This is a genomic window from Actinomyces weissii (assembly GCF_016598775.1).
Lineage (GTDB): Bacteria > Actinomycetota > Actinomycetes > Actinomycetales > Actinomycetaceae > Actinomyces > Actinomyces weissii.
Genome location: NZ_CP066802.1, coordinates 1,595,739 through 1,617,265, shown reverse-complemented (window position 1 = coordinate 1,617,265; position 21,527 = coordinate 1,595,739). Strand labels below are relative to the sequence as shown.

The 21,527-nt window shown below is 65.2% G+C and carries 14 protein-coding genes, 1 pseudogene and 1 CRISPR repeat array; of the genes and pseudogenes, 5 read left to right on the top strand and 10 right to left on the bottom strand.

All coding sequences use genetic code 11. The features are described from left to right. The first annotated feature begins 41 nt into the window (after positions 1 to 41). Positions 42 to 3,128: a glycoside hydrolase family 2 TIM barrel-domain containing protein gene (locus JG540_RS06645; protein ID WP_200274853.1), complete on the top strand. Its 3,087-nt coding sequence runs from the start codon at positions 42 to 44 to the stop codon at positions 3,126 to 3,128. Between the two features lie 33 nt (positions 3,129 to 3,161). Further along, positions 3,162 to 4,559 (top strand): MFS transporter, encoded by a 1,398-nt coding sequence (locus JG540_RS06640; RefSeq protein ID WP_200274852.1) that lies wholly within the window; start codon positions 3,162 to 3,164, stop codon positions 4,557 to 4,559. Positions 4,560 to 4,689: 130 nt separating this feature from the next. Here JG540_RS06640 and rpmB read toward each other — a convergent pair whose 3' ends face one another. Further along, the gene (gene rpmB / locus JG540_RS06635) at positions 4,690 to 4,881 is read right to left on the bottom strand and encodes a 50S ribosomal protein L28 (RefSeq protein ID WP_111835583.1); all 192 of its coding nucleotides are present in this window, start codon (positions 4,879 to 4,881) and stop codon (positions 4,690 to 4,692) included. Positions 4,882 to 5,110: 229 nt separating this feature from the next. Between rpmB and JG540_RS06630 the strand changes: the two genes are divergently transcribed. Continuing rightward, a complete protein-coding gene (locus JG540_RS06630; protein ID WP_325132727.1) occupies positions 5,111 to 7,015 on the top strand; it encodes a DAK2 domain-containing protein in 1,905 nt (634 codons plus the stop codon). 49 nt (positions 7,016 to 7,064) lie between these two features. Beyond that, positions 7,065 to 9,437 carry an ATP-dependent DNA helicase RecG gene (locus JG540_RS06625; RefSeq protein ID WP_200278197.1) on the top strand — a complete coding sequence of 791 codons (2,373 nt, stop codon included), beginning with the start codon at positions 7,065 to 7,067 and terminating at the stop codon, positions 9,435 to 9,437. A gap of 292 nt (positions 9,438 to 9,729) precedes the next feature. Then, positions 9,730 to 10,854: a CRISPR direct-repeat array (repeat unit 37 nt; unit sequence GTCAGGAAGCACCACGCACCTGTAGGTGCATTAAGAC). Positions 10,855 to 11,620: 766 nt separating this feature from the next. Here JG540_RS06625 and rsmD read toward each other — a convergent pair. From rsmD to JG540_RS06610, 3 genes are all read right to left on the bottom strand, one after another. After that, positions 11,621 to 12,199 (bottom strand): 16S rRNA (guanine(966)-N(2))-methyltransferase RsmD, encoded by a 579-nt coding sequence (rsmD, locus tag JG540_RS06620; protein ID WP_200274851.1) that lies wholly within the window; start codon positions 12,197 to 12,199, stop codon positions 11,621 to 11,623. A 187-nt stretch (positions 12,200 to 12,386) separates the two neighbouring features. Further along, positions 12,387 to 13,772: a tryptophan synthase subunit beta gene (trpB, locus tag JG540_RS06615; RefSeq protein WP_200274850.1), complete on the bottom strand. Its 1,386-nt coding sequence runs from the start codon at positions 13,770 to 13,772 to the stop codon at positions 12,387 to 12,389. 385 nt (positions 13,773 to 14,157) lie between these two features. Continuing rightward, complete coding sequence (locus JG540_RS06610) at positions 14,158 to 14,823, bottom strand: class II aldolase/adducin family protein (protein WP_200274849.1); 666 nt, start codon at positions 14,821 to 14,823, stop codon at positions 14,158 to 14,160. A gap of 211 nt (positions 14,824 to 15,034) precedes the next feature. Here JG540_RS06610 and fucI point away from each other — a divergent pair. After that, positions 15,035 to 15,229, top strand: a pseudogene (gene fucI, locus JG540_RS06605) (L-fucose isomerase); the annotation flags it as partial. Between the two features lie 667 nt (positions 15,230 to 15,896). Here the strand turns inward: fucI and JG540_RS06600 are convergent. From JG540_RS06600 to JG540_RS06575, 6 genes are read right to left on the bottom strand one after another with little or no spacing between them, the layout of a single operon-like run. Further along, positions 15,897 to 16,568 carry a 4'-phosphopantetheinyl transferase family protein gene (locus JG540_RS06600; RefSeq protein WP_200274848.1) on the bottom strand — a complete coding sequence of 224 codons (672 nt, stop codon included), beginning with the start codon at positions 16,566 to 16,568 and terminating at the stop codon, positions 15,897 to 15,899. Further along, positions 16,565 to 18,010: an AMP-binding protein gene (locus JG540_RS06595; protein ID WP_200274847.1), complete on the bottom strand. Its 1,446-nt coding sequence runs from the start codon at positions 18,008 to 18,010 to the stop codon at positions 16,565 to 16,567. Before JG540_RS06595 ends, JG540_RS06600 begins: the two co-directional genes overlap by 4 nt. Before the next feature lie 25 nt (positions 18,011 to 18,035). After that, complete coding sequence (locus tag JG540_RS06590) at positions 18,036 to 19,295, bottom strand: MFS transporter (RefSeq protein WP_200274846.1); 1,260 nt, start codon at positions 19,293 to 19,295, stop codon at positions 18,036 to 18,038. Beyond that, positions 19,288 to 20,514: an ATP-grasp domain-containing protein gene (locus JG540_RS06585; RefSeq protein ID WP_200274845.1), complete on the bottom strand. Its 1,227-nt coding sequence runs from the start codon at positions 20,512 to 20,514 to the stop codon at positions 19,288 to 19,290. The genes JG540_RS06590 and JG540_RS06585 overlap by 8 nt, the downstream gene beginning before the upstream one ends. A 6-nt stretch (positions 20,515 to 20,520) precedes the next feature. After that, positions 20,521 to 20,769, bottom strand: coding sequence for an acyl carrier protein (locus tag JG540_RS10715; protein ID WP_200274844.1), 249 nt, complete (start codon positions 20,767 to 20,769; stop codon positions 20,521 to 20,523). Positions 20,770 to 20,778: 9 nt separating this feature from the next. After that, positions 20,779 to 21,507: a hypothetical protein gene (locus JG540_RS06575; RefSeq protein WP_200274843.1), complete on the bottom strand. Its 729-nt coding sequence runs from the start codon at positions 21,505 to 21,507 to the stop codon at positions 20,779 to 20,781. Positions 21,508 to 21,527: the final 20 nt, after the last annotated feature.

The window sequence follows — 21,527 nt, the reverse complement described above, 5'->3', positions numbered from 1 at the left end:
GCTGTGCGCCAACGCTGCCTCGAGTGTCAGGAGTACGGACAATGATCGTCCCCCGCTACTACGAGGACCTTTCTGTTCTTCACGAGAACACGCTGCCGCCCCGGGCGTACTACGTCCCGGACTCGGGGGCGGCGCCCAGACCAGTGCCACAGCGCGAGCGTTCCGACCGCTTCCAGCTGCTGACCGGCACCTGGATGATGGCCTACTACCCGTCGGTCCACGAGCTCACGGAGCCCTTCTGGCAGGAGGGTGCGGACCTCTCCGGCTTCCGCGCGCACGAGGTGCCGGGGACCTGGCAGTTCCAGGGGCTGGACGCCCACCAGTACACCAACGTCCGCTACCCCATCCCCCTGGATCCCCCCTTCGTCCCGCAGGACAACCCCGCCGGGGCCTACCTCACCAGCTTCGACTACGTGCCCGACCCCGCCGCCCCGACCACCACGCTCGTCTTCGAGGGGGTGGACTCCTGCTTCTACGTCTGGCTCAACGGCACCTACGTCGGCTACAGCCAGGTGAGCCACGCCACCAGCGAGTTCGACGTCTCCGCCCTGGTCCGGGCGGGCGGCAACCGCCTGGCGGTCCTGGTGCTCAAGTGGTGCGACGGCACCTACCTGGAGGACCAGGACAAGTTCCGCACCACCGGCATCTTCCGCGACGTCTACCTCCTCAAGCGCCCCACGGCCCACGTGCACGACTACGTCGTCACCACCACTGTCGGCCAGCAGCCGGGGGACCGGGCGGTGGTCAGCCTGCGCGCCTCCTTCCGTGGCGGTGAGCCGCAGGTGCGCGCCGTCCTGACCGACGACGCCGGCACCCGGCTGGCGGCGGGCGAGCTCCGGCGCACCGGGGACGACGACGAGCCCCACCCCTGGTCGGTAGAGCTCCCGGTCGACCAGCCGCGCCTGTGGAGCGCGGAGGACCCCTACCTCTACAACCTGGAGATCGTCGCGGCCGACGAGGTCATCCGCGAGCGCGTCGGGGTGCGGACGGTCCGGACCGCGGGGCCGGTGCTCCTGGTCAACGAGCGGCCGGTCAAGCTGCGGGGCGTCAACCGCCACGACTCGGACCCGCTGACCGGGCCCACGGTCAGCCTGGCGCACATGGAGCGCGACCTGCGGCTCATGCGGGAGCACAACATCAACGCCGTGCGCAGCGCCCACTACCCGAACGACCCGCGCTTCTACCAGCTCTGCGACGAGTACGGCTTCTACGTCATGAGCGAGGCGGACAACGAGAGCCACGGCACCCAGACGCAGTTCCTGGAGGACAGCTCCTGGCCCAACGTCGTCGAGCACTGGAACGAGCGGATCGCCAACAACCCCGACTGGATCGAGCCGACCCTGGACCGTGTCCGCCTGTGCGTGACCCGTGAGCGCAACCGCCCCTCGATCATCTCCTGGTCCGCCGGCAACGAGTGCGCCTACGGGTGGACCTTTGAGGCGGCCCTCCTGTGGATGAAGACGGTCGACCCCACCCGGGTCACGCACTACGAGTCCGCCTACTACCGCTCCCAGGACCGCCGCTACGACTACTCCAGCATCGACCTCTACTCGCGCATGTACCCGGCGCTGGACGAGATCCGCGAGTACCTGGCCGCTGAGCCGGACAAGCCCCTGGTCCTGGTCGAGTACAGCCACGCCATGGGCAACGGCCCCGGGGACCTGGAGGACTACTGGCAGCTGATCCTGGATGAGCCCAGGATGTGTGGCGGCTTCGTCTGGGAGTGGTGCGACCACGCCGTGCGCGCAGGCACCACGCCGGAAGGCCGGCCGGTCTACCTCTACGGCGGCGACCACGGTGAGACCGTCCATGACGGCAATTTCTGCGTGGACGGCCTGGTGCGCCCGGACCGCGTCCCGCACACCGGCCTCAAGGAGCTGTGGAACGTGCAACGGCCGGTGCGGGTCTGTGGGACCGACCTCCCGGCGGGCACGCTCCGCCTACGCAACCTGCTCGACTTCACCCCCCTGCGCGGCACGGTGGAGCTCACGGCGGTGCTCACGGTGGACGGCGCCGTGGCCGCCACCTGCCCCCTGGGCCTGGAGGAGCCGGTGGAGCCCGGCGCCACCACCACGGTCACCCTGCCCCAGCCCCTGCTCGACGCCGTTCCCGACGCCGGGCGGTGCACGCTCACGGTCGAGTACCGCCTGGCGCGCCCCCTGCCGCTGCTGGAGCCGGGCCACCTGCTCGGCTTCGACGAGCTACCGGTCCCCACCGTGGACCCCCGCCCGGCCGCCGTCCGGGAGGTCCTGGACCGGGAGGCCTGCGGGGTGCCGCCCCGGGCCACGACCAGCGGCACCTGCATCACCGTGACCGGCAGCGGCTTCCGCTACGTGTTCGACCGGCGCTGCGGGATGCTGGCCGAGGCGGAGGTCTCCGGGAACCGGCTGCTGGACGCCCCGGTCAGCCTCAACATCTGGCGGGCCCCCACCGACAACGACCGCCACCTCCAGGTCGAGTGGAAGCGGGCGCGCTACGACCAGGCCTGTACACGCGCCTACTCCTGCCAGGAGACCACCAGCGGCGCCCTGGTCACGGTCGAGGCACAGGTCGCCGTGGTGGCCCCGACGGTCCAGCCGATCCTGCGGGGCACCGTCCGCTGGGTCGTGGACCCCGGCGGCGCCCTGGCCGTCACGGTCACCGCGGCCCGCGAGGACCAGTTCCCCTTCCTGCCCCGGTTCGGACTGCGCCTGTTCCTGCCCCGCGAGCTGGACGCCGTCAGCTACACGGGCCTGGGACCCCAGGAGGGCTACGTAGACAAGCACCGGGCCTGCCGCTACGGCACCTACTCAGGAACCGTCGCGGAGCTGGTGGAGCGCTACACGCGCCCCCAGGAGAGCGGCTCACGCACAGGCTGCGACCACCTGGAGGTCTCCAGCGAGCAGCTGAGCCTGCGGGTGCTCTCCCCGACCCCGTTCAGCTTCAACGCCTCGCCGTACACGCAGGAGCAGCTGGCCGCCACCGCGCACGACCACGAGCTCGTCGAGAGCGGCAGCACCGTGCTGTGCCTGGACGCCGCCCAGTCCGGCGTCGGCTCCGCCAGCTGCGGCCCGGCCCTGCAGGAGCAGTACCGCCTCGCAGCCAAGAACCTGTCGGCCTCCTTCGTCCTGGTCGCCGACCCCCACTGACCCCAACCACGCCTCAACGAGGAGAAGATCCCTATGAACGACAAGAAGTACCTGAAGTGGTACAACAAGCTCGGATACGGCACCGGAGACATCGCCGGGAACGTCGTCTACGCCTTCCTGGCGTTCTTCGTCATGATCTACCTGACCGACACCCAGGGGATGAGCGCCGGGGTCGTCGGCACCCTGATGATGCTCTCCAAGCTGTTCGACGGCTTCTCGGACTTCATATTCGGGGTCCTGATGGACAAGACGCGCTCGCGGATGGGCAAGGCCCGGCCCTGGATGTTCTGGGGCTTCTTCGGGTGCGCCGCCATGATCATCGCGATATTCGCGATCCCCGTCAGCCTGGGGGACACCGCCAAGTACGCCTGGTTCTTCGTGGCCTACACCCTGCTGAACGCGGGCTTCTACACGGCAAACAACATCGCCTACGGCGCGCTGACGGCGCTCATCACGAAGAACGCCAACGAGCGGGTGCAGATGGGCTCGATCCGCTTCGTCTTCGCCTTCGGCACGAGCCTGGCGATCCAGGCTGCCACAGTCGGTGCCGTGGACGCGCTGGGAGGCGGGGCGGAGGGCTGGCGGGCGGTCGCCATCATCTACGCCCTGATAGGGCTCTTCTGGAACAGCGTGGCGGTCTTCTCCGTGCGGGAGCTCACTCCTGAGGAGCTGGCCGACGCCGGGGCCGGCGCGGTCGAGGACCGGATCCCGCTCAAGGAGTCGCTGCAGCTGCTGCGCGCCAACAGGTACTACATGCTCCTGGTGGTCATGTTCATCATCATGCAGCTCTTCGGGGCGCTCAACGGTATGGGCATCTACTTCATGACCTACGTCCTGCACGACCCGAAGCTGCTGGGGGCCTTCGCCTGGGCCTACAACGTCCCGCAGATGCTCGGCCTGCTCGCGCTGCCCTTTATCGTGGCCAAGGTCGGGAACATGCGGCGCGTGGACCTGTGGGGCTACGTGGTCGCGATCGCCGCCCGCGTCGGCATCATCGTGGGCGGGTACATGCTGAACGTCCCGGTGATGCTCTTCTTCACGGCGGTGGCCATGCTGGGCACCTCCGCGCTGCAGGGCACGCTGACGGCGCTGATCGCGGAGGCCAGTGAGTACACCTACCTGCGCTCCGGCAAGCGGGTGGACGGGCTCATGTTCTCCTGCACCTCGCTGGGCACCAAGCTCGGCGGGGGACTGGGAACCGCCATGTCCGGCTGGCTCCTGAGCGCCGCCGGGTACGTGAGCTCCACCTCCGGGCAGACGGTCGAGCAGCCGCACTCCGTGATCACCATGCTGCAGGTCTCCTACCTCTGGCTGCCGACCGCCGCCTTGCTGGTGGTCATGGGGCTCCTGTGGTTCATCGACGTCGAGCAGGTCAACGAGCGGCTCCGCGGTGAGGCGGCCGCCTCGGTGGAGCAGGCGGCGCAGGCCTGACCGTCAGGCGCTGGGCGCCCCCGGCCCTAGGTGGCGCCGCGGGGGCGCCCAGCAGCAAGCAGCAGCAGAAGGCCGCCGTCACCACGGGGGCGACGACGGCCTGGCTGAGCCGGAGGGCTAGTACCGCAACTCAGGCGTTGCGGGTAACCTTCCCGGCCTTGAGGCAGGACGTGCACACGTTCAGGCGCTTGGGGGCGCCCTTCACGATCGCACGCACGCGCTGGATGTTCGGGTTCCAACGGCGGCTGGTCCGCACGTGGGAGTGCGAGACGCTCTTGCCGAAGATGGGGCCCTTGCCGCAGACGTCGCACACAGCAGCCACGGTTCACTCCTGAAATCTTCTTGCGGAGCGCGGAGCCTGCAGGCCCTGCGCCAGGTCTACCGCCCGACGGTACGCGCCGCGGGCAACCCCGCAACCATAGCCGAAGCGCCCTACCGGCCCCAAACCACGTGGGCGTGGGGTGAGGCACACCAGGGTGTCCCAGGTACCCTTTGCCTGGTGGCCCAGGACCGCACCCCGGGGCCGGCCCCACCACCCAGGAGGCGAGACCGTGACTGCACCCAGTGGCCGCAACCCGGCTGCCCCCCAGGCGGCCCAGGTGCTCAGCGCCCCGGTCATGGTCCGCTGGCTGCACCTGGCCCAGGCCGTGGCCGCCGCCAGCCGGGACCTGGTGGACTGCCTGAACGTGTTCCCCGTGCCCGACGCCGACACCGGCACCAACGTGCTGCTGACCATCCGCGCCGCCGCCGACGCCCTGAGCCTGCTGCCCCGTTCCGCCGACGCCGCCCAGGCCGCCCGGGCTGCCGCCGACGGGGCGGTGCGGGGGGCCAGGGGCAACTCCGGGCTGCTGCTGTCCCAGGCCCTGGCCGCTCTGGCGGAGGTGGCTGCTACCGCCCCCGACCCTGCGGGCCTGCGCCCGGTGGAGATGGTGCACGCCTACGAGCGTATGGCCAGTGAGGCGCGCGCGGCGGTCTCCCGGCCCGTTGAGGGCACCCTGCTGACGGTCGCCGCCGACGCCGCCCAGGCGGCCCGCAACGCCCTGCGGCACCCGGAGAGCGGTCCCACGCGCACCCCCACGCTGGCCTCCGTGGTGGCCGCCGCCGCCCTGGGGGCCCAGGAGTCCGTGGTGGAGACGGCGGGCCTGGGGCACGGGCCGGTGGACGCCGGCGGGGCCGCGCTGATGCTGCTGCTCACCGCCTTGAGCGACGTCGTCAGCCAGGAGCCTGCCGCCGGTGCTCAGGATCCCGCCGGGCAGGCCTCGGTCGGGCAGGAACTGGTTGGGCAGGACCCGGCGAACGCCTCCGTCGCCCCCGCACCTGCCGCGCCCACCACCAGCTCGCCGCTGACGGACGTGGCCCACCAGATGCTCCTTGACCTGGCCGCCGGGGGCGCCGCCCACTCCGCCGGGGAGGTGGAGGGAGTGTCCACCGGCGAGTTCGAGGTCATGTACCTGCTGGAGGCCACCAGCGCCCAGGCGGCCGAGCTGCGGCGCTCCCTGGAGCAGATAGGTGACAGCGTGGGCGTGGTAGGCACCCCCGACGCCCTGGGGGTGGGCCTCTACCAGGTGCACGTGCACACAGACACCCCCCGGGCGGCCCTGCCCCGTGCGGGCTCCCGGCGGCAGGTTTGCGTCCGCCACCTGCACCGCTCCTCCCTGGCGCAGGACGTTCGCACCGACGAGCCGCCCCTGCCGGGCGGCAGGCCGCGCCCCGGGGCTGCTGTCGTCTCCTTTGAGCGGCTGGCCTCCAGGCGGGCGGACCCGGCAGGCGTCGCGCCCCGGCGCCGTGACCACGAGGGCGTCGGGGTGATCGCCTGCACCCGGGCTCCGGGGCTGATCGAGCAGCTGGCCCGCACCGGGGCCGTGGTGGTCCTGGACCCGGAGCGGGAGGGGATCGTGCGGGCGGTCGGTGACCTGGGGGCCGCCCAGGTGCTGGTGCTGCCTTGCGACGCCGCCAGCGCCTTCCAGGCCCATGAGGCCGCCCGCCACCTGCAGGCCCGCTCCGCCGTCTCGAGCGTGACCGGGCCGGAAGGAGCCCGGACCCGGCCTGCCGCCGTCGCCGACGCCGTCGCCGAGGCCACCCAGCTGCTGGTGGCTGACACGGATGACGAGGCCCGCGTGCTGGCCGCCGCCGTGGAGGTGGCCGGGTACGTGCGGACCTTCTCCCTGGGGGACCTGGCTGCCCGGGCCGCCCGTGCGGCCGCCCGGCTGCGCACCATCGCCTGCAGCGGGGAGCAGGCCGAGCCTGACGCCTTGGTCGCCACCTTGGACCGGGCGGTTCGGCACGAGGTCGAGCTGGTCACCGTGATCCTGGGACGGGACGCCGCCCCCGACGTCGGCGCCACCGTGCGCAGCGCCGTCTACTCCTCGAACAGGTGGTTCTGCTACCACGGCGTGGAGGTGGTCATCCACGCGGGCGGCCAGCCCACCCCCGACGTGCTGGTGGCCCTTGAGTAGGGCCCAGCCTCCCCGGGCGCGCGGCTCCGTGCCCCTGCTGGAGCGGCCGCTGGACAAGCTGGTGGGGCCGGGCACCGCCAAGCAGCTCGCGGCCCTGGGGCTGGAAACCGGTGCGGACCTGCTGCGCCACCTGCCCAGGCGCTACGAGTCCTGGGGGGAGCTCACGGACCTGCGGACCCTGGTGGAGGGGGAGGCGGCTACGGTCCAGGCCCAGGTGCTGCAGGCATCCTCCCGCCGCACCCGCTCCGGGCGTCCCCCCGCCCTGCTGGAGGCCGTCATCACGGACGGCACCACCCAGATGGACGTGGTGCTCTTTGGGGCCGCGGGCATGATGCGCTCCTACGCTGACCGCCTGCCCCCCGGAGCCACCGTGCTCGTCAGCGGCAAGGTGGGGCTGCGCCTGGGCCGCCGCCAGCTGACCGGCGCCCGCTTCCAGGTGCTGGACGACCTGGACGAGGCCGAGCGCCAGGCCCTGCTGGCCCGCCCCATCCCCGTGTACCGGGCCACTGAGTCCCTGCCCTCCTGGCGCGTAGGCAAGGCCGTGCGCACCGTGCTGGACCAGCTGCTGCCCGGGGACGTGCCCGAGCCCCTGCCCGAGCAGGTGCGGCAGGACGCTGGCCTGGTGGACGCCCTGACCGCCTACCGGTGGGCGCACACGCCGGTCGATGAGCAGCAGTGGCGGGCGGCCCGCCGTCGCCTGCGCCACGAGGAGGCCTTCGTGCTGCAGGCCGCCCTGGCCCAGCGGCGCCTGCAGCACCAGCACAGCCGGGCCGCCGTGGCCTGGCCGGTGCCCGCCGCCAGCGGCTCCTTGCGGGCGGACCTGGACGCTGCCCTGCCCTACGAGCTCACGGACTCCCAGCAGCGGGTGGGTCAGGAGCTGGCGGAGGCGCTGGACTCCACCACCCCCATGCTGCGCCTGCTGCAGGGCGACGTCGGCTCGGGCAAGACGGTGGTGGCCCTGCGCGCCATGCTGCAGGTGGTGGGGGCGGGGGGCCAGGCCGCCCTGCTGGCCCCCACGGAGGTGCTGGCCGCCCAGCACGCCGCCTCCCTGACCAGCCTGCTGGGGCCCCTGGCGGGCAGCGGGATGCTGGGGGGCGCGGAGCGGGCCACGCGCGTACTGCTGCTGACCGGCTCCGCCACCGCCCCCCAGCGCCGTCAGGTGCTGGCTGACCTGGCCTCGGGGGAGCCGGTACTGGTGGTGGGCACCCACGCCCTGCTGTCACAGACCGTGCAGATGCCGCGCCTGGGCCTGGTGGTGGTTGACGAGCAGCACCGTTTCGGGGTGGCGCAGCGTGACGTCCTGCGGGAGCGGGGCGGGGTGCTGGACCCGGCCACGGGGGAGAGGGCGGTGCCGCACCTGCTGGTGATGACCGCCACCCCGATCCCGCGCACGATCGCCATGACGGTGTTCGGGGACCTGGAGGCCAGTGTGCTGGAGGGGCTGCCTGCGGGGCGCGCCCCGGTGTCTACCCACCTGGTGCCCTGGGAGCGGCAGTCCTGGGTGGCGCGGGTGTGGCAGCGGGCCGCCCAGGAGATCGCGGAGGGCGGGCGCGTGTACGTGGTCTGCCCGCGCATTGACGCCGGTGATGAGCCGGAGGACGGCGGGGACGAGCCGCTGGACGGCGGGGCTGGGCTGGACGGCGGGGGTGAACGGGACGTCGGGGCGGGGCTGCTGGACGGCGGGGGTGAACGGGACGCCGGGGCGGGGCTGCTGGACGGCGGGGGTGAACGGGACGCCGGGGCGGGGCTGCTGCCGGGTGTGTCTCCGGCGGAGGCGGCTGCGGGCGGTCCGGGGGAGGGGGCCCGGCCGCTGGCCTCCGTGACCCAGTGGCAGGAGCTCCTGGCCGCCGAGCCTGCCCTGGCCGGTGTGGGGGTGGGGGTGCTCACCGGCCGCATGGGGGCGCCGGAGAAGGCGACGGCGATGGCGGCCTTCGCCTCCGGGCAGCTGCCCCTGCTGCTGGCCACCACGGTGGTTGAGGTGGGGGTGGACGTGCCGGAGGCCACCATGATGGTGGTGCTGGACGCGGAGCGTTTTGGGCTCTCCCAGCTGCACCAGCTGCGGGGCCGGGTGGGGCGCGGCAGCAGGCCGGGGATCTGCATGGCGGTCACGGGGGCGCAGGTGGGTTCCCCGGCCTACCACCGGCTGCGGGCCTTCGCGGCGACGACGGACGGCTTTGCCCTGGCGGAGGCGGACCTGGAGCTGCGCAGTGAGGGGGACGTGCTGGGGGCGGCCCAGTCGGGGCGGACCAGCGGGCTGGACCTGCTGCGGGTGCGGCGTGACGCGGCGCTGATCGCCCGCGCCCGGCAGGAGGCCACCGAGGTGGTGTCCGCTGATCCGCTGCTGCAGGGGCACCGGGCGCTCGCGGCGGCCATTGCCTACCGGCTCGACGAGGAGTCCCAGGCCTTCCTGGAGCGGGTTTGAGGCGGGGGTGTGTGGCGGCCGGGGGCGCCCACGGTGCGGGCGGTGACAGGGCCGGTTGCTGGGAGTTTGCTGTGTGTTTGCTGGTTGGGGTGCTTGGAGGGGGACTTTTTGGCTTGGTCTCGTTGGAAGTCGGTGGCTGGGGGTGGTTTTGGGGTGTCGGTGGCGCTTGGCTTGATTGGGCCGAAAAGTGGGTATAGTGGGGGTGTGCTGGCCGGTCCTGTGGGGTGCTTGCGGGGCCTGTGGCGCTCTGGGTCCTGGAAGTGGCGTGATTGCAAGGATTCTGGGGGCCAGGGTCAGGAAGCACCACGCACCTGTAGGTGCATTAAGACCCGTAAATAGCAGCCGCCACAGCGAGAATCGATACGTCAGGAAGCACCACGCACCTGTAGGTGCATTAAGACCTTTTCTTAGGGGTGAAATCACCGTCCTTGACCGCGTCAGGAAGCACCACGCACCTGTAGGTGCATTAAGACTCGGGTCCGGGCAATGGGGAATCGCCATGAAGAGCCGTCAGGAAGCACCACGCACCTGTAGGTGCATTAAGACGAGAGGATCGTTAAGGTGAGGTGGTCCGTCAGCATTGTCAGGAAGCACCACGCACCTGTAGGTGCATTAAGACTTCATTATCTCCTCCAATGCTTTATCGAGTTCTTGTCAGGAAGCACCACGCACCTGTAGGTGCATTAAGACAGGATCAGCGAAACCGGACCTGGCGACTTCCTCAGCGTCAGGAAGCACCACGCACCTGTAGGTGCATTAAGACGGGTAGCCCAGAGCGTCCAGAACGTCGTTGAGGAGTCAGGAAGCACCACGCACCTGTAGGTGCATTAAGACGCGATAAGACCTAGTGTTACTGTACCGGCGCTATAGTCAGGAAGCACCACGCACCTGTAGGTGCATTAAGGCACGAATGTGATCTCCACTTTTTGTTCCTCTCTGTAGTCAGGAAGCACCACGCACCTGTAGGTGCATTAAGACTTTCCGTCCTGATCCCGGATGAGGACACCGGGAGCGAGGTCAGGAAGCACCACGCACCTGTAGGTGCATTAAGACGCATCTGACGCCACGAGCGAAGCGCGATTTGACAAGGTCAGGAAGCACCACGCACCTGTAGGTGCATTAAGACCGCTAAACCCCGCCTTCTCAAGCTCGCTGGCCCATTCGTCAGGAAGCACCACGCGCCTGTAGGTGCATTAAGACCATTCCTACTTTCCTTCCCGGATGGTCTCGAATAGGGTCAGGAAGCACCACGCACCTGTAGGTGCATTAAGACAAAGGTGTTCGCCCCTCCTCAGGCGGCTCTTTCCGGTCAGGAAGCACCACGCACCTGTAGGTGCATTAAGACCCCACGCCGAGACGGGGGTATCCATCTCCCAGTCTGTCAGGAAGCACCACGCACCTGTAGGCGCATGAAGCCACTGGCAGAAAAGTTGGCACGGTGTGCCACTACGGGCCAGTTGTAATTCGTCTTGGTGAGGTGATTGCGGCGCTCGGGGCCTTGGTTTTCGCTTGATGGACGTTTATGGGTGTCCTTGTTCGTGAACGCGAGAGTGTGCCGCTGGGCGGCTGGGGGTGCCTCTACGTGGTGCGTCAAGCTGCGGCAGTTAGTTCGGGTGCTGGTTAAGGGGTGTGGAGGGTGTCGTCTGTGGTCATGGTGTGTGGCTGTGGTGCGGGGTGATCTGGGTGTGGTGGGGCGTGCCCGCCCCACCCCCCGACTGGTGCATTTCGGCGCGAGTGGTGCCGGAAAACCGCACCACTCGCGCCGAAATGCACAAGTGGAGGCGAGGGAGGTGTGCTCGCCGCGGATTGAGGGGCCGGACATGCGGGTGAGGGGTCGGGCCTGCGGGCTAGGGGTGCGGGCCTGGCGTAGGAGGCCGTCTGGGGGCCGCAGGTGGAAGACCCGGTCTGGGCTGGCCGGGGGCGCATTGCCCTCAGTCAGGACTGGGCCCATCACCTGGCGGCTGGGCTTGGGCCTCCCGACTTCACTACAGCGGAGTCGGGGCCGCAGGTGGAAGACCCGGTGTGGGCTGGCCGGGGGTGCATTGCCCTCAGTCAGGACTGGGCCCATCACCTGGCGGCTGGGCTTGGGCCTCCCGACTTCACTACAGCGGAGCCCCAGCGGAGCCTGCCGCCCGCCGTCGAGCAGAACCAGGACCCCCGCGCCCTGCCTCCACCCAGGGCACTCAGGCGGCGTCGTCGGCTGTCTCCAGCTCGGCGAACCAGACGCGCGTCTCCCCGTAGCGTTTCTCGCTGAAACGCCGCAGGCCCGCAGGCCAGGTGGGCTCGGGGGAGCGGGAGGAGCGCTCCACCACCACCACGGCCCCCTCGGCCAGCCACGGGTCCTCCGTGCGCGCCAGCGGCTCCAGCATCAGGGACAGCTCCGCCTCCGGCAGGTCATAGGGCGGGTCCAGCAGCACCAGGTCCACCCCGGCCCCCGCCACCCCCGCCAGGAAGGACGTGACCTTAGCAGTCACCACCCGCACCCCCCGCAGGCCCAAGGCCTTCACGTTGGCCGCGCACACCTGCGTGGCGGCCCGCGCCGAGTCCACCAGGGTCACGTCCGTGGCCCCCCGGCTGGCTGCCTCCAGCCCCAGTGCCCCCGAGCCTGCGCACAGGTCCAGTACCCGGGCCCCAGCAACCACCCCGTAGTGCTCCAGGCGGCCAAACAGCGCCTCCCGCACCCGGTCCGAGGTGGGGCGGGTGCCGGAACGAGGCACCTCGATACGCCGTCCACCCGCACTACCCGCCACGATCCTGGTCATGCGCAGAGCCTACGGCAGCCGCCGCACACCCTGGAACCCGGCCGATAGCAGGACAAAGACGACGGCGCGGGCGCGGGGCAGAGCGCCTCTTGGGAGCACCCCGCCCCGCGCGGCACCGCCTGGCCTCAGCCCTGGTGCGCCACGGAGCGTCCGGCCTCAGCCCCGCCCCGCTCGGCACCGCCTGGCCTCAGCCCTGGTGCGCCACGGAGCGCCCCGCCTCGCGGGCGTTGGACTCCGCCGTCATCATCCGCAGGATCTCCGAGATGCGCAGCCCCTTGGTGGGCACCTGGGCGGGGTCGGCGAACATCAGCTCGCCCAGCACGTTCTGCACGTACTCCATGTCCTTGTCCCCCCGGCCCGAGAGGTTCACCAGGATGCTCACCGGCTCGGCGACCTCCTGCCCCTCCAGCTCCTGGGCGATCCGCAGGGCGTGGGCCAGGGCGTGGGAGGACTCCAGGGCCGGGATGATGCCCTCGTAGCGGCTCAGCAGCCGGAAGGCCTGCAGGGCCTCGTTGTCGTCCGCCCCCACGTAGGTGGCCCGGCCCGTGTCCATCAGGTGGGCGTGCTCCGGCCCCACCCCCGGGTAGTCCAGGCCCGCGGACACTGAGAAGGACTCGCCCAGGTCGCCGTCGGAGGAGCGCAGCACGTAGGAGCGCGAGCCGTGCAGCACCCCCACCACGCCCCGGTTCAGCGGCGCCCCGTGGCGGGAGGTCTCCAGCCCCTCACCGGCAGGCTCCACCCCCACCAGGCGCACCTGCTCGTTGCCCGGCTCGTCCTTCAAGTACTCGGCAAAGGCGCCGATAGCGTTGGAGCCCCCGCCCACGGCCGCCACCACGTAGTCCGGCAGCCGCCCCGTGCGCTCCAGCATCTGGGCGCGCGACTCCCGCGAGATCACGGACTGGAACTCCCGCACCAGGGTGGGGAAGGGGTGGGGGCCGCAGGCCGAGCCCAGCAGGTAGTGGGTGGTGGCCAGGTTCTCCACCCAGTCGCCCAGGGCCACGTCGATCGCGTTGGACATGGAGCCGCCGTCCTCATTGGTCACCGGCACCACGGTGGCCCCCATCAGACGCATGCGGCGCACGTTGGGCTGCTGGCGGGCGACGTCGGTGGCCCCCATGTAGATGGTGCAGTCCATGCCCATCAGGGCCGCGACCATGGCGGTGGCGGTGCCGTGCTGGCCCGCGCCGGTCTCCGCCACCAGGCGGGTCTTGCCCATGCGCCTGGCGATCAGGGCCTGCGCCAGTACCTGGTTGCCCTTGTGGGCACCGCCGTGCACCAGGTCCTCCCGCTTCAGGAAGATCCGGGCCTTGCCGCGGCCGTGCCCGGGCAGGGGCAGGTTCGCGCACTCGGTGACGGCGGTGGGGCGGCCCAGGTACTCGCGCTGCAGGCGGTCGAGCTCGGCCAGGAAGCCCGGGTCGGCCAGGGCCTCCACGTAGGCCCGCTCCAGCTCGTCGAGCACCGGCAGCAGCTGGTCGGGCACGTACTGGCCCCCGTACTCGCCGAAGTAGGCGTTCAGGAGCGTGTCACGCAGACGGATCTCCGGTGCGGGGGTGCTAGGGCTGTTCATGTTCATGGGCCTTTCTGTGGGGCCCCCTGCGCAGCCAGGCTGCCGCAAAAGCGACCGGCCCGCTGCCTCGGGGGGTGAGGTGCGAGCCGGTTGCGTGGACTACCTGCATGTGGGCTCGCCTATCAGGCGGGCCACCAGGTGCAGGTCGTCTTGCGCATGGGCTGATGCTAGGGGGAGCTCCCGGCCGAGCGCAAGCAGCGTCCGGGGACGGCTGGGCCGTCCTTCTCCTGGGTGGTGGAGGCCAGCCCTCCTGTGAGGCTGCGGTCTCAGCCTTCCTGCGGAACGGCGGGCTCAGCCCTCCTGTGAGGCTGCGGTCTCAGCCTTCCTGCGGAACGGCGGGCTCAGTCCTCCTGCGAGACGGTGGGGTCATCCCTGTTCCGGGACGGCGGGCTCAGCCCTCCTTCGGGGCGGACTGGCCGTAGCCGGTGTCCCGGATCTTGCGGGCCACCTCCTCCACCTGCTCGTCGGTGAGGATCCGGGGCGTGCCCGCGGCCAGGGTGCGCAGGTAGAGCTCGCAGACCCACTCCAGCTCCAGGGCCAGGGTGTAGGTGGCGCGCAGGTCAGGGCCGGCCACCACCGAGCCGTGGTTGCTCATCAGGGCGGCCGTGCGCCCCTCCAGGGCCTTGGCCACGTTGGCGGCCAGCTCGGGGGAGCCGTAGACGGCGTAGTCGGCCACCCGCACGTCGGTGCCCCCGAACATGCAGATGTAGTAGTGGACCGCGGGCAGGGTGGTCACCCCCTCCAGGCTGGCCACGGTGGTGGCGGCATAGGAGTGGGTGTGGACGACGGCGCTCTCGCCGGTGGTGCGCAGGGTGGTCAGGTGCAGGTCCAGCTCGCTGGCTGGCTTCAGGGGGCCGTCCACCTGCTGGCCGGTTTGGTAGTCCACCACCGCCACCAGGTCGGGCCGCATGTCCTCGTAGGGCAGGCCGGAAGGGGTGATGGCGAGCAGGTCCCCCTCGCGGACGGAGAGGTTTCCGGCGGTGCCGACGACGAGCCCGTCGGCGCACAGGTGCGAGCAGGCCTCGGCGATCTGCTCCCGGGCGTCTTGAAGAAGCATGGGCGTGTTCCTCTTTCCTGCAGTCCGGGCGCCACGTCGCGCCCCGTTGCGGCGGCTGCGCCCACCACTGTTTCATGATTGCGCTCTCATGTCTACGGCTGCGGAAGACAACTGGGATATTGACGCCGTGATCCACCTGTGACCATACTATGTTTGCGCTCACATAGAAGCGTGATCTGGTCAAAGCCGCCCAGTGAAAGGGAAACCTGCCATGTCCCCGAACGCCTCCTACCCCGCCATCGGTATCCGGCCCCTGATCGACGGACGCCGTCGTGGGGTCCGTGAGTCCCTGGAGGAGAAGACGAGCCAGCTCGCCCAGGACGTCGCCGAGCTCATCTCCACCAACCTCACCTACCCCGACGGCACCCCCGTGCGCTGCGTGATCGCCAAGACCGCGATCGGAGGCCCTGAACTCGGTCTAAATCATCTCGACCAGTCCTTCCTCCTTATGGCCCTACGGGCTTGGGGCAGGTTTCTCCAGGATCATGTAGCCCAACCAAGACGCCCTTGACCAACGGCACATCACCAAGACCGGGTAGTTGCCTTACTCGCGATTAATGGGGATCGTAGTTCTTGCTCACTGCTGTTCCTTCGTAAGCAAATCCGCCTTGATCAGGAACTCGTTCTCGTGCCACGGCTCGCGGACCTGTATCTTCAGGCAGGTTACCTTCACGGCCTCAGGTGTGCCTGCCGCTCCTTGGTGCTTACGTGCTCTTTTTGTACTTCGTGACCCAGTTAACTACCGTCTGGGGCGCCAGTTAGTAGGAAGCGGACACCGACGCCATCGCACGATCATTTAAGGCCACCTCCTACGCTATCTGCTCCTTAAACTTAGCACAGTACTTCGCCTTTGACATGGCTCCATCCTATCGAATCAAAGGAGACAAAAAACCTCCTCTGTCCGAGAAATGGCACCCAGTCCACGATCCTACCTACACCTTCAAATGGGAAGAGGCAATATCTAGAAAATAACATACCGTCCGGTAAACTATGTCCTCAACTAGGAAAAGCTACTAGAACGGGCTGAGTCAAGAGTAAGGGGTTCACATATAGCCAGCGTAACTGGATCAGGTTTAATCGCGAGTAGGCCACTCGCCAGAGGGAACAATAAAGGCTGTGATCAGCAAGTCTGCCGACCGCATCCATCTTCCGTAATGTAGTGAACATGTTCGACCGCCGATGGGGAGTTTTGCGCAGAATGATCCACCGGCATGTATCTCTATCCTAATATCGCGTAGCAAAAGTTTTTTGTGCTCTTTAGGGAACCATGCCTTGAAGGCGCTTTCTTTCGCGCTGAGCAGTAAGCGATTGGTGATGGTAGGATCTATGGATGTAACAGTATCTAGGTATTCTTGCTCTGTCTTATTAGTGGCGATTTGGAAAGTTCGTGATGTGACAGGGATATTGCGTTCGGCGTCAATACCTATCGCGTCAACGATGGCGCGATAGGCTATGGCGGCGGCCGCGTATCCCTTGCAGTGCGTAAGGCTTCCAATTACTTCAGTGGGCCAGGTTGGGGCGCCACCATAAGAGGGAACCATTATGGGGCGTCGTATGTTTAATGTTGCAAGAGCCTCGGCCGCCAGTCTGCGCACAGTCTTGAACTCTGAGCGACGAGCGAAAGAAGCGCCTTCAAGATACGCAATCTCCTCAGGGAACAGGATGCACTGGAGCGGGGAGAAGGATTCTATCGCGACTAATCCATACCTGGTGAGTCCACCAATTAGAAACTGGAGATTGGTCATAAGTGTCCGACCGGTCCTGCTGGCAGCAAGGCGGAAGCGCTTCTACGGTCTCGTTTTCCGCTTAGGGTCTGAGGAAGGGGGTGATCTAAGCAAAGAACTTCGGTTAACAGGTGGCGGCGGGGCAGGTGGAGATCCAGGAAAGAATTAATGTCAGCAATTGAGATGTTGCCACGGTCGCTGTGTAACACGCAACCGATAGAGGTAGTTCCATCTGAAGCGGGACGTGCAACGGCTACTGCGTCGAGAACTCCATCGATCTGGTTGACATACTTCTCAATCTCTAGCAGGTCAACGCGATGCCCGGCCACGTTAATCACCTGGTCATCGCGACCCACGAAGACGAACGAATCGCCTTTTAGTTCGACTAGGTCACCCGTGTCGTGCCATTGACAACGAGCGTGAGTGCGTACGAAACGACCTTCGATGATTCTATGGGTTGCAGCTGCGGGAGAACTAATCCATAAACGCGAGGCTCCCGGAGGGCCTGAACTTGTACGCCATTCCACGCCATCAAGTGGATGACCTAAGGAAATAGTATCGCTTGTGTCTCTAGTTATCCAGGATCCAGAAATGACGGAACACTCAGTTTGACCGTAAAGGCTGTAGAACTGGGCATCAGGTGATAGATTCCATATATGTTTGAGAGCGGTGAGCCTAACTGCTTCGCCCCCCAGAACAACTTTTACCTCGTTCATGCTGGCGGGCGGCAGGTGGCTGGCTAAAAGATCAAGAACCGTCGGGACACAATGCCAGATAGTGGCACCGAGAGTAATCATGCGACGTGCACTGCTGAGCAGAGTCAATGGTGATCGAGGATTGGCAGGCATCAGTGTAGCGCCATGTAGCAGGGTTGAGAATACATCAACTACCGCTGCGTCGTGACCAATAGAAGCGAAACTCGCGATGCGATCATCCGAATTGAGGCCAATGGCGTGAGAGTAAGAAGCCACCATGCATTCGATGTCATGCCAATCGTGAGGAACACATTTAGGGTTACCTGATGATCCTGAAGTATACAAAGCGTAAACCCATTGTGAGGATAACGCATCATTAGAGCTGCTGGCTGAGGCGGTAGGCTGCATTAGCGTATAGAATCCTAAGGCGCCTTCAGGGGAGGTAGATGGTGAGACTAATGAGCCAAGTCCGACCGGCAGCTTATCGGCGACCAAAAAATGGGATCCGGCATTGCTCATCTGCCGAACGACCATAGCAGCAGGGGTGTCTGGGGCAAGAGGAAGATAAGGGCGTCCTGACAGGATGCAGCCAATGATAACCGTAACTGCTAAAGAGTAACGGTCGCACAGTACTGCTATCATACTATGTTCAGATTTACAAGACTGCGTCATATGTTCAGCAACTTCCTGCGCCCGCTCGAGTAACTGGCCGTAGGTAAGGGTTGTGTCGCCGTCGATAATTGCAGTACGTGATCGGTTGTGCTCCAAGGAACTCAAGATTGCGTTTGCTGGACTATTCATCCTGTAAATCACATCCCTGTACGACGGATGGTGAACGGCGTCTTCCAACGAGAACGAACAAGACAGCAACTCCGACCGCAGATAACGTAAGTACAGAACTAACTCGGATAAAACCGCTTAACTGGCTGTGATCTATGCCGTGGGAAAGATATCCCATAAGTGTCGCAGAAAGGGCGGTAAGGCAGAACTGTCTTACGCCTGCTATTCGGGCAATCATCGCTCTCTGGGTGTGTGTCTGGAGAAAGAAGGCGAATGCTGAAACGGAGATTGAGTTGATCGTTCCGATCAGCAGCATTGCAATCGCCACCGTATAGGCTGACTGCGTCAACAGATAGGAGGCAAGGAACGCCTCCACTAGTAGGCACACGGCGGGAACCTGCCATCGGCTCTGAAGAATCGTCATCCTGCCAAACAAATTGACGCCAACAATGGCTCCCACGGCAAAACACACGTCCCATACCGATATCCAGGTCTCCTGTAGTCCTAGCCTAGAGAGCATCGGAGCGTAGGCGATGTTGATGACATTAATGAATATCAGGTCGGAGGCAGCTAAGAAAGACATTCCGAAGATGAGAGGAGAGTGTACGCAGTACTTGAACGCCTCCCACCAGTCGTGTACAGCCTTTTGCGGATGGAAGAGTTGAGGGATGAAGGTTCGCCATCGCACCGAAGGCTCTTGCTCAGGAACGGTGCATACCCACGTGAAGAATGCGGAAGCCAGGTAGCTTAGAGCGTTGATCCACAGGGGTAGATATAGCCAGAACCCCATTAATACACCTGCGGAACCCGCGCCCAGGAACTGGCCAAGCTGCTGAAAGGTAGAGGTTCTTGCATTATAGCGCGCAAGGTCTTCACCGTCTGCGATGAGTGGACCAATCTTAAAGATCGATGTGCGAAAAAAAGGCTGTGCCAGACTAAGGAGAACCCCAGTCACGGCTAGTGCTAAACTGTGTCCCATGGTTGCAAAAAGTGCGCCAAAGGCAACTAGTGTTGCCCTGCATATCTCGGCCAGGACAGCGAGGCGCTGCGAGTGGCCCCTGTCTGCGCCCACTGAAGCAAATACCTGCATACCAAGCACCGCGGCAGACTGGTAGACGAGCAGCCAGGCAAACATTGCCGATGAGCCGGACGAGCGATAAAGAATTACGCTTACCGCTAGTAGGTACATTCCGTTGCCGGTATTCGAGACTAGCATTCCGGTAGGGATTGCACGTTTAGGATCACGCAATGCAGGAAGTACAAAATTAGTCATGAGCAACCTTCACAATAAGGTCAGCGGCAGCTGCCTGCAAAACGACCTCAGGGGAGTCTCCCGGCTCTAGGATGCCCTCGAACCAGGCGAGGTATCCGAAAGTCGTTCCCTCGCGAGGAAGAAAGTCTCCGACACGGCGCCGCCAGATTACCCTGTCAACGCATTGGTGCTGACTATAGAAGTTGGGCGGAGTTTTCAACTCCTTAATGAACCCGGAATCGATATAAGGTGTGTTGTACCAATAGTGTCGCATTGATTCGCGAGGAGGGGCGGATGGGTAAACTGGAGTATCAGATCCGGTACACGCAGCTACGAGGGTTTTGAATAATGGGATACCGTAGGCGCGCTGGTAGACCGGGTACAAGCCACAGCCGGCTCCAGGTCTAAGAGCGGCTTCAATTACAAAGGCAGTGCCGTCGCGGGGGTCGATACGGATTTCCGTGTGGGTAGCCCCACAGGTAACTCCTACGGAGGCACATGCCTTGGTGGCCGTGTCCACCAGGCGAGCATGTATTCCATCGGGGATAGTTGGGTCGACCATATAGAGACGGTCGAGAAGATCGGATCGGCCTGGAACTCCTTTTGATAGAACGCAGCTAGCGACTGGACGTCCTTGGCTCCATACCTGGTCTACGCAGTATTCTGGCCCGTCGATGTACTGCTCTACCAGAACTCCAGAATGAACGTGTCCTTCTTTTGCAAGCGCCGTAACATTGAATCTGAGCACGGCCCGACGAGCACGCTGTAACTCATCCAAGTTGTCCACGACAGTTACACCCGCACTAGCAGCACCGAATACAGGCTTTACGACTAGCGGAAAGTTGTCGCTTTCTAATGGCGGAATCTCTTCTGTGCCAGCAAAATAAAGTCTTGGGGTGGCGACGTCAGCGGCCATCCAAGATTTCTTCATGGCAGACTTGTCACGTAATGCCGAAGCAGCTTTACCGTTCTTTGTTGGTAGATTCAATAACTGGGACAACGTTTCAGTAAGTTCTACGTACCCTTCAATACAGTTGACAATACCGACAGGATCTGCAAAACGTTCACGTATCTCAGCTGCAGTTTTCTCGGCGTCCCCGAAAGTTTTAAGGACATGCAACGGCTCGGGGGTGGTGGCTTCACGCTCAGAAAGGAATACTGGCTCGTGGCCCAGTTCCTCACAGGCAGTTCGCAGAGCCTGCATGCTGGAAGGCTCGGCAAAGATAAGTACCTTACTCATGAGAACTCATACCTCGTTTCGACCAAGTAGGCTACTCAGTCCACGTAGTGTTGTGAGACTGTCAGGATCAATAGTTTCGTAGTCCAGTTCGTGGCCGAGATCCTGCTCTATACGAGTTAGGACTTCGAAGGTCGATAAACTATCTAGTCCAAGGTGTGTAAGCGGTCGGTCTAAATAATCCTGCGGTGAAGAGCTGATTTGGGCTAGGATATCCTTAGGTAGGAGCCCATGGAGCAATGCAACAAAGTTAGTCATGAGTGATCCTTACAGCGAGGCGTGCATAACTGAAGTCAGGCATTTATCGGCTAATCGTGTCCAGTCGTGGTGGGTCTCGGCTAGTCTGGTAAGGGCGCGGACATAACTGTTGAAAGTGGTTTCAGAAGGTCTTCCGTAGAATAGTATGAAGTGCTTACGGAGCTCTGCGTAATCACGCTGGCAGCAATCTTCGGCTTTCTTCAAAGACAGCACAGTCTCCTCGGGGGCAAGCGAAACCAGCTCAGCGTCTCTGAGGAGATGATGGCGCCATGTCCTCCACAAGGGCTGCAACTTATTACCGATATGCTTGTTTAAACGGAGCTGTAGTCCCTTGTCGGTCTGAATCTTCATAATGGAACTTCGGTTTTCTTGAACTTCGTCAACAAGCCTGTATAGGGCCTTTGCGGATGCGTCTACTGCGTGACCGTCCATCAAAATACCACCCTCTCCAGCAGTCTGGTAGCCGTACAGGTCGAGCATGATGAAGCGGAGAAGCCTGGCGCCTGAGAGCCCGGAGAGTTGCTCTTTAAGGCCGGGGTCCAGGTGGAGAAATCCGATTATGGAAACCCTATCAGGGGACCTGGAGAACCGAGACAGGAGATCCTTGCCTGACACATATGTGCGAGTCTTATGGTTCTGCTCGTTGGTCTTAGTTACAAGGAAGCCGTCGTCAAAAGGCTCCTCGATAAGTGTGCTGGTATTGTATACTGTCCCATCGGGGCGGTTGGTTAGTAACATCGCACGCGCCTGAGTCCCGG